Raw genomic sequence first — 12,960 nt, 5'->3', positions numbered from 1 at the left:
TGGACAGGAATTCTGAAACTCAGGGTGAAGGACTCGGCGTGGGCGTCCCGACCATGGACGCAGGTGGCGCCGGGAAGGCTGTAGCCGGATACAGCCCGGCGACCTGCGTCATGTAGTTGGCCCATTGCGGCCCGGCCAGCATGTAGCCGTCGATGGCGGTGTAGAACTTGCCGTTGATGGTGACGTTCTGTCCGGCCCGGCTCTGTCCTGCCATCGTGTCGCCGAAGAAGGACGCCGTCGCGAGCCCGGTGGTGTATCCGACCACCCAGGTAGAGCCATTGCTGTTGTTCGTTCCCGTTTTTGCCGCGGTAGGGAACAAGGCCTGGACTTTCGGTTGAATGTAGATACCGGATCCCCGTTTCAGGACGTCTTGGAGAACCGAGTTGACGCCGCGGGCAACGTCGGGCTTGATGGCCGGGCGGCAGGAACTGGCTTGGGCCGGCAGCTTCCCGCCGGATGGATCCGTGATGCCCACAATCGCGATCGGCCCGCAGTACGTGCCGTCATTGGCGAAAGTGGCAAAGGCATCGGCCATCACGAGTGGGGACACCTCGGTGCCGCCGAGGAGATTGCCCAATTGGTGCATATTCACGGGCGCGTTGTCCACACCACTGTGGAGACCCACCGCATCCACCACTTTCTGGATGCCGCAGAAGTCCAGTTGGCTCGCCTCGGCAAAAGTTGCGGTGTTGATGGAGTTGTAGAGCCCGTAGTTGACGGGCATCGGGCGGTAGTAGCCCTCGTCGTTGTTGCGGAGATCGTCAGCCGTGCCAAGGCCCGCGATTTTCTGGGCCGTGCTGTAGCCGCCGAGTACCTTCCCGCAGCTGTCCCTCCAAGGGAATCCGAGCGGATAGACCCTCCGCGACGCGTCCACCACCGTGGTCAAGGACTTGCCCTCATTGAGCCACTCCGTGAAAGTGAATGGCTTCATTGCGGAACCTGGCTGGAAGCCCCCGGCTCCGTTGAGGTCATTGCCGTTGGCGTCAACGGAATCAACGTTGAAGTTGAGTTGGGTATCGAATTTGCCGGGCTCGGCCAGGAACACCGTGTTCTGTGCCATGGCCAGGATCTTGCCCGTGCCGGGCTGCACCGAGACCAGGGAGGCGCCCCATTTGTCCGGGTTCGCTCCTGCCGTGGCATCGACCTGCTGCTGGGCCACCGCCTGCAAGCGGCTGTCCAAGGTGGTGCTGATCGTCAGGCCGCCGCGATACAGGAGCTCTTCCCGGTCAGCCACGGTGGCACCGTATGCAGGGTCGTTGAGGATCAGGTGGGAGATATAGTCGCAGAAGTACACTGCCATGTCCGCAGCCGCGCAGCCCTGCTTCCCCGGCGTGATGTTGAGCTTGAGGGGAGTGGCCACCGCGGCCGCGTAGGCTGCCTGCTGGATCTTGTGCTGGGCGAGCATATCGGCCAGCACCAGGTTGCGCCGTTTGATGGAGTTGTCCGGATGGACGGACGGGTCGTAGTAGCTGGGGCTGTTGACCAGGCCAGCGAGCAGGGCCGCCTGCGGAAGGCTCAGGTCCTTCGCGGAAACGCTGAAGAAATGCTCCGCCGCGGCTTCGATGCCGTACGCGTCCCGGTTGAAGAACACGATATTGAGGTAGCCCTCCAGGATCTGGTCCTTCGTGAACTTCTTCTCGAGTTCGACGGCGAGTTTCATCTCCCGCACCTTGTCACCCAGGGTTTTCTGGCCGCTCAGCACCACTTGCCCGGTCTGGCCTGCCGCCAAACGGGACTCGTTGAGTACGTTGGTCACGTACTGCTGGGTCAGGGTCGACGCACCCTCGTTGGTACCCTTGGTGAAATTCGAGGCCAATGCCCTGAGGATCCCCTGGGGATCGATGCCGCCGTGCTCGTAGAAGCGGTTGTCCTCGACGGCTACAATCGCTTCCTTGATGTACGGCGACATCTGGTCCAGGCTGACCCGGACACGGTTCTCCGCATAAAAGGTGGCGATCGTCTTTCCGTCTGCGCTGAGCACTTTGGTGGACTGCGACGGCGAATTGACCACCAGATCACCCGGGAGGTTGTCGAAGTACTGGATCGAACCACTGACAGCCATCCCGGCCGACGCCACGCCGGGGACTACTAGCCCGGCGGCCAAGACGCCACAAACAGCACTCACCAGGAAGAATCCGAAGATCCTTCGCAGGACCCTGGCCAAACCATTTTTCGGGTTGTTTTTCCGAGCCATTTTTCCAGCTATCAACCGTGCGTCTTTTCAGATTACGCCGCCATTCCACCCGTCACATAGGCTCCCGAATCCGTGGCGACACGCCCCCCTTGGTTATGTTCGTCACTTCGCCCGCGCGCTGGCCGTGTCCGGCGTTTTTCCGGATGCATACTGAAGTTATTCGGGCGCGGTGATGGAAGGCAGGTGGCAGCCGGTGGAGACGCTGATGGCTGTTGTGAGGAGCGAGTATTTTCCGGCGGGAGCAGTGCTCGTGGGAGTGGTTTTGTTCTGGACAATCGGCTTGCTCGGCGGCCTCTCCTGGTTGAGCGGAGCGCAGCAGCCCTTGGCCATCCTGACGTGGATGATCTTCATCTACGGCGTGGTCGTGCTGTCTCCCCTCGCCGGAATCTGGGCCGCAGTGGACCTTGCCCGCCGTTGGCTGCGGAACCGCCAGGCCCGCCGGCAACAGCTCGGAACGGCCGACGTCGAGTCCCTCTAAGCGTGGGCCCGGTAAGCGATAGCCTGAGGCTAGCGCCTGCCCAGGATCTGACTGCACGGAACGAGGACCTACCATGATCACACGCGTCGACGTCGATGAAGCTGCCGCCCGGATTGCGGGGAGGGTCCGCCGCACGCCCGTTTTCGAGGCGGATGCCGGGACGGTGCCAGGGCAATTGTGGTTCAAATGCGAGTTCATGCAGCACACCGGGACGTTCAAGGCGAGGGGTGCCTTCAACCGCGTGCTTGCCGCCCGGGAGCGCGGCGAGCTGAAGGACAATGTTGGAATCGTCGTCGCCTCGGGAGGCAACGCAGGGCTTGCGAATGCCTACGCCGCGGCGCAACTCGGAGTGCCCGCAACCGTTTTTGTCCCCGAAACCGCACCTGCCGTGAAGGTCAAGAAGCTCAAGGCCAGCGGAGCCTCGGTGGTCCAGCGCGGCAGCGAATACGCCGAAGCGTTTGAGGCCGCCCTGGACTACGCCGCGGAAACCGGCGCCGTCTACTGCCATGCCTACGACCAAGCAGAAATCGCCGCCGGCGCCGGCACTGTCGGCTCGGAGCTGCTGGAACAGCTGGGAGAGGTGGACACCGTTGTAGTGGCCGTTGGAGGCGGCGGGCTCATGGCAGGAATCGCGGCCGCCGTCGAAGGTCACGCCAGGGTTGTCGGAGTCGAGCCGGACAACGCTCCCACCCTCTATTCGGCCCTCGCTGCAGGGGAACCTGTTGATGTGGCCGTCTCCGGGATCGCCGCGGATTCCCTGGGTGCCCGGCAGATCGGCAGGATCGGTTTCGAGGTGGCCGTCCGCACAGGCGTCCGGACGGTCCTGGTGTCCGACGACGACATCGCCGCGGCGCGCTCACTGCTCTGGGAGCAGTACCGGATTGTCGTGGAACATGGCGCAGCCGCCGCTTTCGCGGCCGTGAACTCCGGAGCGTATGTTCCGGCAGCAGGGGAACGGGTGGCCGTGATCCTGTGCGGTGCCAACACCGACCCCGCGACGGTCTGAAGCAGGCTGCCTTGGCCCTGCCGCGAGCGCTCCACAGTTGCTAAGCTCGAGCCACAATGCCGGGGCACGCAAACCGCTTCACGAACGGACAGTATCATGACGCGATTGATCATCATGGGCCCTCCTGGCTCGGGCAAAGGTACCCAGGCTGAGCACATCGCCGGTCATTTCGGCATACCTGCCATTTCCACGGGAGACATCTTCCGCGCGCACGTCGGCGGCAAGACGGAACTCGGAGCCGAGGCCAGCAAGTACATGGACAGCGGCGAATTCGTGCCGGATCACGTCACCAACGCCATGATCCGCCAGAGGCTTGGCAACACCGACGTCCTGGCAGGATTTCTCCTTGACGGATATCCCCGCACCACGGCGCAGATCGAGGCTTTGGACGGCATTCTGGCCGGCAACCAGCAGCAGCTGGATGCCGTCGTCGAACTGGCGGTCGACGACGACGAGCTCGTTGCGCGAATGCTCCGCAGGGCGCAGGAGCAGGGCCGAAGCGATGACACGGCGCCGGTGATCCGGCGTCGCCTGGAGCTCTACCGCAACGAGACACAGGCTGTGGTGGAGCGGTACTCCGAGCGTGGGATAGTCCTCGCCGTGGATGGCTCCGGCCTGCGGGAAGAGATCACGGCCAAGGCCATAGCCGCCATTGAATCAGCACTAGGAAAGGGACAGTGAACGGTCAACCGCCTACCGGCCAAAGAATCGAAGACTATGCGATGATCGGGGACCTGCACACCGCAGCCCTGGTCAGCACGGCGGGCTCCATAGACTGGCTGTGCCTCCCGCGCTTCGATTCGCCGGCGTGCTTCGCCGCGCTCCTGGATTCCCCCCAAGCGGGGCGTTGGCTCCTGGCACCTGAAGCCGGGGGAATTTGCACGCGCCGCCAGTACCGGGACGGGACCCTCATCCTGGAAACAGAGTGGGAAACCAAAGAAGGGCACGTCCGGGTCATCGATTTCATGCCGCCGCGCGACGCCGTCGCGGACATCGTGCGCGTGGTGGAAGGGATCCGCGGGACGGTCAAGATGCGCGGGGAGCTGATCCTGAGGTTCGACTATGGGCACGTGGTGCCCTGGGTGCGCCGCGACAGGCACGGCCTCCGCGCGGTTGCCGGTCCGGACTCCGTCTACCTCAAGACCCCTGCGCCGTTGGTAGGCAAGGACTTCACCACGGTCAGCGAGTTCACGGTGAACGCCGGTGACCACGTGCCCTTCGTCCTGACGTGGGCTCCCAGCCACGAACGGCGGCCCCGCACCGTCGAGGCGGATATCGCCCTCGAAGACACGTCGGCATTCTGGACGGATTGGTCCAAGCGTTGCAACGTCCGGGGGCCGTACCGGAAAGCCGTCCAGCGTTCCTTGATCACGCTGAAGGCCCTCACCTATGCGCCAACCGGGGGCATCGTTGCCGCCGCCACTACTTCGCTCCCCGAACAGATCGGCGGACCGCGGAACTGGGACTACCGTTATTGCTGGCTGCGTGATGCCACGCTAACCCTTCAAGCCTTCCTGGCCGCGGGCTATACCGAGGAGGCCAGCGCGTGGCGGGATTGGCTACTCCGCGCAGTGGCAGGCGACCCGGCCGACCTCCAGATCATGTACAGCCTGCACGGTCGCCGGCGCTTGCCCGAGACGGAGCTGACGTGGCTTTCCGGATACCAGGGTTCGAAACCGGTGCGCATCGGGAATGCGGCAGCGGAGCAGCTCCAGCTGGACGTCTGGGGAGAAGTCCTGGACTGCCTGTCCCTGACCCGGGCATCGCTGATGACCGTCGGCGATGAGTCCTGGGCCATCCAGACCGCCCTCATGCGCCACCTTGAGAGCACGTGGGACAAGCCGGACAACGGGCTCTGGGAAGTACGTGGCCCGCGGCGCCACTTCGTGCATTCAAAGGTGATGGCCTGGGTTGCGGCGGACCGCATGGTCCGCGGAATCCGTGAATCCGGGATGCCCGGTCCGCTGGATCGCTGGGAGGCTTTGCGGGACACCATCCACGACGAAGTCATGACCCACGGATTCGACGCGGAGCGCAACACGTTCGTCCAGTCCTACGGGAGCAAGGAGCTGGACGCGAGCCTTCTCCTCATCCCCAAGGTGGGCTTCCTGCCGCACGACGATCCGCGCGTAATCGGCACCATTGACGCCATCCAGCGTGAGCTGACCGAAGACGGCTTTGTGCTGCGCTACCGCCCGCAAGACAGCAACGACGGACTGCCGGGCGGTGAGGGCGTCTTCCTTGCGTGTTCCTTCTGGATGGTGGACGCACTCTTGGGCGCCGGGCGCCGGGCAGAGGCGACAGCCCTCTTCGAGAGGCTCCTGGCCCTGCGCAATGACGTGGGCCTGTTGAGCGAAGAATGGGACGCACACGCGGGCCGGCAACTTGGCAATACTCCCCAGGCCTTCAGCCATTTCGGTTTGGTGCTCAGCGCCTTGCAACTTCACCACGGCAAAGCGCACCACAGCAATGTCCCGATCGGCGGGGTCCCGGCGTCGGGCGCTTCGGCAGAGGCGCAAGAGCCGTCGTCGGCCTCAGGAGCGGTTTCGCCCTGACGTTCCGGAGCGCTTGGGCCATCGGAAGATCCGGCCTGCCAAGGCCAGGCCCGCTCCGAGATTGAGCGTTGGCAGGTAGGCCCGTGCCACTGCGGTCCCAACGGCAGGCAGGGAAGCGGCGTCGGGGTAGAGCATGTAGAGCGGCTCGTATCGCGGCCGGAATTTTGCTTTGAATGCCAAGAGGGACCGGAATCCGTAGACCGGTTCCAATGTCGCCCCCAACCAGTCGAGCAGGCGGTCGAGGTTGCCGGGAGGGCGGGATCGCGGCTTCGGGCGAGGCATCTCGGAAGGGTCCTCTTCGGCCCGAGCCAGAGGCGCACCGGAGAGGCTCACGAATTCGCATCCTTCATCCTTGAGGCTGAGGGCCGCGGACGCGATGAGGAATTCGATGCTGGCCCGGAAGCCGCCGCTACGGCGACGCATGAAATCGAGGGTCCAGCCGACGATGTGACCGTTGCGGTATACAGGCAGCCAAGAGGTGACTGCGTGGACCGTGTGGCGTTTGTCGATTGCAAGGAGGCAGCGCACCTCCGGATCGTCGAGTTCGTCGAGGCTGCCCAAGGTAAAGCCCATTTCGGGCATGTTCCTGTCTGCCACCCATTCTTCGGAGATTTCCTCGATCTGGACCTGGACCGAGAAGGGAGCCGAGGCGTAGCTCGTCCATTCGTAGCGGATGCCCGCCTTCGATGCGTTGTTCAACGCCGTACGGATGTCCTGGAACTTCTTTCCCTTGAAGGAGACCGAATGCAATGGCAGGACCGTTTCCTGGGCTACCTGCGCAGAGCTCCATCCGGCGGAATCCGCATGGTCGCGCAACTCTTGGGGCACCGAGTAGAAACATGGCGTCCACCCGTTGCCCCTGCAATAACGGGCAAACTCTTCGAAGACGGCGGTTTTCTCGGAGGTGGGTCCCACCGGGCCGCCGAGCGTGAGCGCGACCCCCGTGCTTACGCGGTAGGCAACGAAGGACTGCCCGGAAGGGGAGAACCAGTACATGTTTCCCGGCCACGTGGTCATCCAGGACAGTGAGCTTCCCTCCCACGTCTTGATGACTTTCCGGGCACGCTCCGTACTGGCGTCGTGCCGGGTGTGGGCCTGGTGGAGGAAGGTCCTGAAGATCAGGACACCGGCGACCGCCCAAAAGACGACGCCGACGCCCTCGTACACGAGAACGGCGGCCGTGCCTTGGGGGAAGATCGCCGGGGGAACATCCAGGACGAAGCCCAGCGGAAGGAAGCGGTCCGGGACATCCGCCAGTAGTTCCGGTAGTCCCGGAACGGGGGAGAAGTCCTGGGCGAGCAAGAGGCCGGCGCCGACATAGACGGCACTGAGCACGGCAGCCATCGCAAGTACACGGACCGCGAGGCGCCGGTAGGTCCCTTTAGGGGCCTGGACATGAAACAAGCGCCGGGTCGCGAGCAGAATGATGGTCAGCGCAAGGGGCAGGAGCAGCGGCAAGGCAAAAGTGAACGGCTGCGAGGAAGCCGATCCTTCGATTGCGACAATCCCCTCGCTGGCGCCGGTGTCTGAAGTAGTCTGCTGCAAGACTCCGGCGAGTGCGATTCCGGCGAGAACGGAAAGCCCCACCTGGATCAAAAGGGTCCCCACCCAGGCAAAGCGCCGTCCGCGGCGCAGGCCCTCCGCAAGCAGCAGCAAGAGGAAAGACGGAAGGATGGCCATGAAGATTCCACCGGCCCCGGCACGTAATTGCAACTGCGCGACCGCACAGTCCTTCGCTTGCGCCGGATCGGAGCAGACGTTCTGGAGTGCTTGGGGATCGACAGGCTGGATGTTGGTGAACAGGAAACGCAGGATGGACAACGGCCCCACCGCATGCGGGATGAGGCCGGCGACTACCGGACCGATCGCCGATGCGGCAAGGAGAAGCGAAAGGAGCACCCGGCCTTCGTGCCGGGAACTGACCGGGCGTGCAAACCGCGGCCGGCGGCCCATGAGCAGGGGCCCGAGAACCGTGCCCGCGGTTGCGGCGCCGAGCCTGACCAAGTCCGCAAACCCTCCGCTGTAGAGGGCCAGGAGGAGCAACAAGGCGAAGACGACAAGCCGGATCCGGCGCCTCCACAGGGTTGCCATGGACGCAGTACCCGCCATGGCGGTACCGATGATGAACGCACTCGGACCCACGAAGAGGTGGCTGCCTATCTCGGCTGTCCAGTTACCGAGCAAGCCTTGGGCCAAGGCAAGGAATCCCAGGGCAATGCCCACGCCCAGAATCTGGCTGGAGACCGCAGCGATTGCGTACGCCCGCTGTCCCATCCGGCGTTCCAGCGGGAGGCCCAGCAGCAGCACCAAAGCAGTTTCCAGCACATAGCCCGTCAGGTCCCTGGCCCAGAAGGCGGACGTCGCCGCGGCCCACCAGTGATCAGGTACGGAGCGAGGCGTCAGTGCGAAATTGAGCCGCAATTGAGCGTCCGGCCCCGTGGCGAGGCTGGAGGTCAGCGCTCCCAATCCCCAGAAAACGATGACAAATCCCAACGTGAGCTGCGCTGAGCGCAGTCTTTCCGTCCATGATCGCCGCGAACGGACATCGGGGACGGAGCGGGTGTCCGGCTCGGGCGCCGGTGCGTGCACGTGGTTCCTATCTGTGCGTCGGAATGATGGGGGTGCGAAATGAAATTCTTCCACACCGGCCATCCGGCGAGGATAATTCCCACCTCGCCGTGACCTTCCCCGTCCCGATCCAATAGACTCCGACGTAGGCAGGCTGTCGGCTCGTTCCGCCACCGGTCTATGAGCAATGGAAAGTTGCTTGTACAGCGCTAAAACGAACAGAAAGCAAGCCCGGGACAGGCCGATGCACAAATCTCGCATATTCCGCTCCGCCGCAGCCATGATCGCCGCCGGAGTACTTTTGGCAGGCTGTTCGCAGGCGCCTGCTGAACCGGGCGACTCATCCAGCGGCAGGCAGACAGCGGCACCCGTTGCACCCTCGGGTAGTCCAGCCGCAGCGGGCCAGAGTCCCAAGAAACCTGAGTCCGGACAAGATCCGTCAAAGCTTCCCGTGGGGTCCTTGTACAAGAACCCCAGCAACAACCGGAACGAAATCATCCTCTCGGACGTCCGGCACACCGCCGTCCTCATCGGGGACTCCCAGTCTGAGCCCCTGGGCTCATGGCCGCGGGGGGCTTTGGGCTCGCTTGGTTACAAGGTGTACTCCGTGGCCCGGGGCGGTACAGGATACGTCGCCGCGACGAGCAGCAGCGGAAACTATATCGACGCGCTGCAGCGCGGAGACTGGGTCCTGCCCTACGGGACGCCGCCGCTGATCGTTGTCGAAGGTGGAGGCAACGATGCCTCCCACAACGCCAGCGACGAGCAGATCACGGCCAACGCCAACAGGCTCCTCGCCGCCCTCAAAAAGAGGTACCCGCAGGCGAAGCTCGTGATGATCGGAACCCTTGCCAGGGGTGCCAACGCGGGCGGGGGGCGCCGCACCGAGGTTGACGCGTTGCTGGGCAATATTGCGGCCAAGGCCGGTGCTCCGTTCTTTAGCGTCGGCGACTGGATCAGCAAATACCAGGTTGCCGGGGACTTGGTGGACGGCGTCCACTTGAACGCTGCCGGGCACGCCAAACTCACCGGTGTACTCGCGGCGGACATGGCCGCAGCGGGACTTAGCCTGCAGCCGGGCCCGAGGAGTGCATCATAAGAGTTGCGGCCACCGGAGGAAGCCGGAAACTGCTTCCGGCTAGTGTCCGGACCGGACCGAGGTCTGGCAGAACGTCGCGAGCCGGAGAACAATTGATCTATGGTCAGCTATTCAGCCCTTGAAGACGCGTCCAGCAAGAATCCGCATGACTGGGGCCGGGCGATGGCAACGGCGATGACAAAGCTCCTGGATGCGGCGCGCATTGACGGACGGCATTTTGAACACGAGTTCCTCTATGGCGAGGAACTGCGCTTGAGGATCGACGAGAACAACGACGGAGCCACGGTCAAGCTCACGTGGACACCCGCCGACCAGGAACCCGAACAGGAGAAGTCTCCGGCCTGAGTGATTCCTGTCGCCGGATTGACCCTGGCGCCAAGGACAGTGCTCACGATTGACAACGTGGTTACTCCGCGCTCCCGTTGCTTCCGAGCAGGCTACGAGTCAGGGCCTCGCCGTCGGCCATGAGCTGTCCCACCGCGGTGCCCAGGTGCGGGTCTCCGGGAGTCTCGTCTGCCAGCGCGGCGGCGACCACCGAGCGTCGGATCAGCTCCTTCGCGAACGACGCCGTGGTGCCGGCGGTCCGGCCTGCCGCGGCTTCGATCGCCGAGGCGGAGAACGCGATTCCGTTGGAATACAGCCGCAGAAGTTCCACCCGCTCGTGCTTGGACGGAAGCGGGATTTCCACTGCCAGGTCCACGCGTCCTGGCCGCTGGGCGAGGGCCCGTTCCAAAAGTTCCACCCGGTTGGTGGTCAGAACGAACGCGACGTCGGCGTCGTTGTCCAGCCCGTCCATGGCGTCGAGTACCTCGAAGAGCAACGGTTTGGGCCCGTGGCCGAAGCTGCGGTCCTCGGCGATCAGATCGCAATCCTCCAACACCACGATGGACGGCGCCAAGGCCCGCGCGATCTTGGCCGCCTCGGAAATTCTGGCGAGTGAGCCGCCCGAGAGGAGCACCGCCGTCGTACCTTCGCTTTGGCTCAGCAGGTACCGGACCGTGTGCGTCTTGCCCGTCCCGGGCGCTCCATAGAGTAGGAGGCCGCGTTTGAGATGCTGACCGTGTGCCGCAAGGATGTCCGCTTGCCGTGCGATGCCAAGGGTGTGGCTCTCCACCTTGCTGAGGAGCCCGTCCGGAAGGACCACGTCACTGTTGGCGAGCTGCGGCCGCCGGATGAAGGTCACTCCGCTGATGCCCGGCCCGTAGTCGCTGACGGAGAGCGAGATGACTTGGCCTTTGAAAACGCTCTTGTGCTCCATTTCGCGCCGCACCTCGGCCAGGAACCTCGACGCGACGGCAGGGTGGGTGGCCAGGACTTCGAGCGACGCAGTCTGCCGGCCACGCTCGATCTTGGCACCACGTTGGAGGACCGCTATGGGCGATCCGGCGTAGCTGAAGAGCCAGAGCCCCAGCGCAACGGCCTGGCGCTGTTGGTCCGGACCGGTGGCCAGGTTGCTGTAGTCCGGCTGGCTGAGGGGAAACCTCGGGTAGCTGCGGGATTGCTGCAACATGTCGCTGAAAGACATGTGGTGGCGCTGATCGCCGCCGCCGATTCCTACCAGCCGCCGCTCGGGGTCGCGGCCGGCCAGCCCTTCCATCACGATGTCCACATCCACCAGACGGTGCTGCGGGATCTCCTCCGTCACGACGGACAGTTCATGGGCGGGAACCGCGAGGTGCCCGGTCAGTGCCTGTAGAAGTTGTTCGCCGTCGTCGCCATGGTCAAAGCCAAGCTGGGAGAGCCTTGTCAGTGTTCCGAAGTCCTCGATGAATTTCCCCAATTTTTCATCCATGCACAGACCCTAGCAGGATGCGTCGTGACTCAGCACAGCCCGTTCATGGTGGCGATGGCCACCTGCCGGAGCTGCTCGAACTCCGCTTGGCCGCTGCCATCCGTCGATTCAATGTGTTTGTCCGTGTCGGATGGATAGGCGAAGCTCATGGCTATCTGGCGGCTCCCGTCGCTCGTGGACAACGCGATGCTCGCAAACCAGGTGCTCCCGCCGTAGCCGTAGTAGAAGCCGTTCGTGCATTCGTCATTCCACCGCTGCAGCCCGAGTCCGTGGTTCTCCTGCCATAGGGTTTGCATGTCGCGGAGGGTGCTCGCCGTGAGGAGCCTGCCCTGCATGAGCGCTGCGTAGAACGTGTTGATATCGCCCACCGTGGAGATGACGCCCTCTGCGGGGGAACCGACGAGATACTCCGGCTGCGAGGCGTTGACGCGCTCGCCGTCGATGAATTCATAGCTCTGGATCATGTCGCGCGCATCCCGGTCAGGTTCGGATGCCAGCGAGGTGTGGCTCATTCCCAGCGGCACGAAGATATCTGACTTCAGGACATCGCCGATCGGCCGGCCGCGGAGCTTCTGTACTATCGCGGCCAGGGCAAAGTAGTTCGCATCCGAGAAGCGGAACAGCTGGAAGTTCGCGTGCGTCCACGGCACGGTCCCGGCCATGCGGAGGTAGTCCTCGATGCTGAACCTCGTGTCGATGGCCCGCTTGGTCGGCATGGCATCCAGGATGGCAACAGACGCGTCGGGCAGGCCGGAGCTGTGGTTCAACAGGGAGCGGACTGTGACGGGGCCCAGCGGATGGACGAGCTGCCCGAATTCCGGGAAGTACTGAGTGACAGGGTCCTCGAGGCCCAGCTTTCCTTCCTGGACCAGCTTGAGCACCGAGACCGCCACCATGGACTGGGTGATGCCTCCGGCCTGGATCCGGTCGGTCACGGCCACCGGTTCGCCGGTCTCGACGTCTTGGCTGCCGTACGCCTGGGACCATTCGCGGCCCCGGACTTTGATCTGGACGACGACGGCCGGCGCGCCCCGGTTGAGCATTTCATGCGCGAAGAAATCCGCAACGGGGGATTCGGGTACTGCCCCTTGCGAATCGGACGACGAGGTACTCGCCGGGGGTTCAGCCGTCAGAGGGTAGGTGCATGAACCGGACGCCAGGATCAGAGCCAGGACGACGGCCATCCGCGCTCGCCGCGAAGTCCGGGATACGCGGGAAGTCCGAGAGGCCCGCGCCGCCTCCATGGCTGCCTCCTGAAGCTATGCTGC

10 protein-coding genes are annotated in these 12,960 nt (G+C 64.1%); 6 read left to right on the top strand and 4 right to left on the bottom strand.

Annotated elements, in window-relative coordinates:
* Positions 1-19: 19 nt before the first annotated feature.
* Positions 20-2,194: a transglycosylase domain-containing protein gene (locus AC3WJM_RS06005; RefSeq protein ID WP_059389449.1), complete on the bottom strand. Its 2,175-nt coding sequence runs from the start codon at positions 2,192-2,194 to the stop codon at positions 20-22.
* A gap of 205 nt (positions 2,195-2,399) precedes the next feature.
* Between AC3WJM_RS06005 and AC3WJM_RS06000 the strand changes: the two genes are divergently transcribed.
* From AC3WJM_RS06000 to AC3WJM_RS05985, 4 genes are all read left to right on the top strand, one after another.
* Positions 2,400-2,672 carry a hypothetical protein gene (locus tag AC3WJM_RS06000; protein WP_253257435.1) on the top strand — a complete coding sequence of 91 codons (273 nt, stop codon included), beginning with the start codon at positions 2,400-2,402 and terminating at the stop codon, positions 2,670-2,672.
* Between the two features lie 73 nt (positions 2,673-2,745).
* A complete protein-coding gene (locus AC3WJM_RS05995; protein WP_284989942.1) occupies positions 2,746-3,678 on the top strand; it encodes a threonine/serine dehydratase in 933 nt (310 codons plus the stop codon).
* Positions 3,679-3,774: 96 nt separating this feature from the next.
* Positions 3,775-4,359 carry an adenylate kinase gene (locus AC3WJM_RS05990; RefSeq protein WP_492271389.1) on the top strand — a complete coding sequence of 195 codons (585 nt, stop codon included), beginning with the start codon at positions 3,775-3,777 and terminating at the stop codon, positions 4,357-4,359.
* Between the two features lie 41 nt (positions 4,360-4,400).
* Complete coding sequence (locus AC3WJM_RS05985) at positions 4,401-6,233, top strand: glycoside hydrolase family 15 protein (protein ID WP_492271427.1); 1,833 nt, start codon at positions 4,401-4,403, stop codon at positions 6,231-6,233.
* Here the strand turns inward: AC3WJM_RS05985 and AC3WJM_RS05980 are convergent.
* A complete protein-coding gene (locus AC3WJM_RS05980) occupies positions 6,213-8,822 on the bottom strand; it encodes a bifunctional lysylphosphatidylglycerol flippase/synthetase MprF (RefSeq protein WP_492271388.1) in 2,610 nt (869 codons plus the stop codon). The genes AC3WJM_RS05985 and AC3WJM_RS05980 overlap by 21 nt on opposite strands.
* A 430-nt stretch (positions 8,823-9,252) precedes the next feature.
* Between AC3WJM_RS05980 and AC3WJM_RS05975 the strand changes: the two genes are divergently transcribed.
* Both AC3WJM_RS05975 and AC3WJM_RS05970 read left to right on the top strand, forming a co-directional pair.
* Positions 9,253-9,900: an SGNH/GDSL hydrolase family protein gene (locus AC3WJM_RS05975; protein ID WP_492271387.1), complete on the top strand. Its 648-nt coding sequence runs from the start codon at positions 9,253-9,255 to the stop codon at positions 9,898-9,900.
* Between the two features lie 99 nt (positions 9,901-9,999).
* Positions 10,000-10,245: a hypothetical protein gene (locus AC3WJM_RS05970; protein ID WP_059389455.1), complete on the top strand. Its 246-nt coding sequence runs from the start codon at positions 10,000-10,002 to the stop codon at positions 10,243-10,245.
* Between the two features lie 61 nt (positions 10,246-10,306).
* Here AC3WJM_RS05970 and AC3WJM_RS05965 read toward each other — a convergent pair whose 3' ends face one another.
* Together AC3WJM_RS05965 and AC3WJM_RS05960 are read right to left on the bottom strand one after the other, a co-directional pair.
* A complete protein-coding gene (locus AC3WJM_RS05965) occupies positions 10,307-11,692 on the bottom strand; it encodes an AAA family ATPase (protein ID WP_492259598.1) in 1,386 nt (461 codons plus the stop codon).
* A 29-nt stretch (positions 11,693-11,721) separates the two neighbouring features.
* Positions 11,722-12,936 carry a serine hydrolase domain-containing protein gene (locus tag AC3WJM_RS05960; protein ID WP_492271386.1) on the bottom strand — a complete coding sequence of 405 codons (1,215 nt, stop codon included), beginning with the start codon at positions 12,934-12,936 and terminating at the stop codon, positions 11,722-11,724.
* Positions 12,937-12,960: the final 24 nt, after the last annotated feature.

The sequence above is a fragment of the Arthrobacter sp. FW306-1B-G06A genome, from assembly GCF_058781765.1.
Note: the sequence above shows the minus strand (reverse complement) of the source record. Positions and strands in the feature narration are given on the sequence as shown.

Coding starts and splice junctions, on each gene's coding strand:
- AC3WJM_RS05965 (WP_492259598.1), bottom strand. CDS start 11,692: ATGGATGAAAAATTGGGGAAATTCATCGAGGACTTCGGAACACTGACA.
- AC3WJM_RS05970 (WP_059389455.1), top strand. CDS start 10,000: ATGGTCAGCTATTCAGCCCTTGAAGACGCGTCCAGCAAGAATCCGCAT.
- AC3WJM_RS05985 (WP_492271427.1), top strand. CDS start 4,401: ATGATCGGGGACCTGCACACCGCAGCCCTGGTCAGCACGGCGGGCTCC.
- AC3WJM_RS06000 (WP_253257435.1), top strand. CDS start 2,400: ATGGCTGTTGTGAGGAGCGAGTATTTTCCGGCGGGAGCAGTGCTCGTG.
- AC3WJM_RS05990 (WP_492271389.1), top strand. CDS start 3,775: ATGACGCGATTGATCATCATGGGCCCTCCTGGCTCGGGCAAAGGTACC.
- AC3WJM_RS05995 (WP_284989942.1), top strand. CDS start 2,746: ATGATCACACGCGTCGACGTCGATGAAGCTGCCGCCCGGATTGCGGGG.
- AC3WJM_RS05960 (WP_492271386.1), bottom strand. CDS start 12,936: ATGGAGGCGGCGCGGGCCTCTCGGACTTCCCGCGTATCCCGGACTTCG.
- AC3WJM_RS06005 (WP_059389449.1), bottom strand. CDS start 2,194: ATGGCTCGGAAAAACAACCCGAAAAATGGTTTGGCCAGGGTCCTGCGA.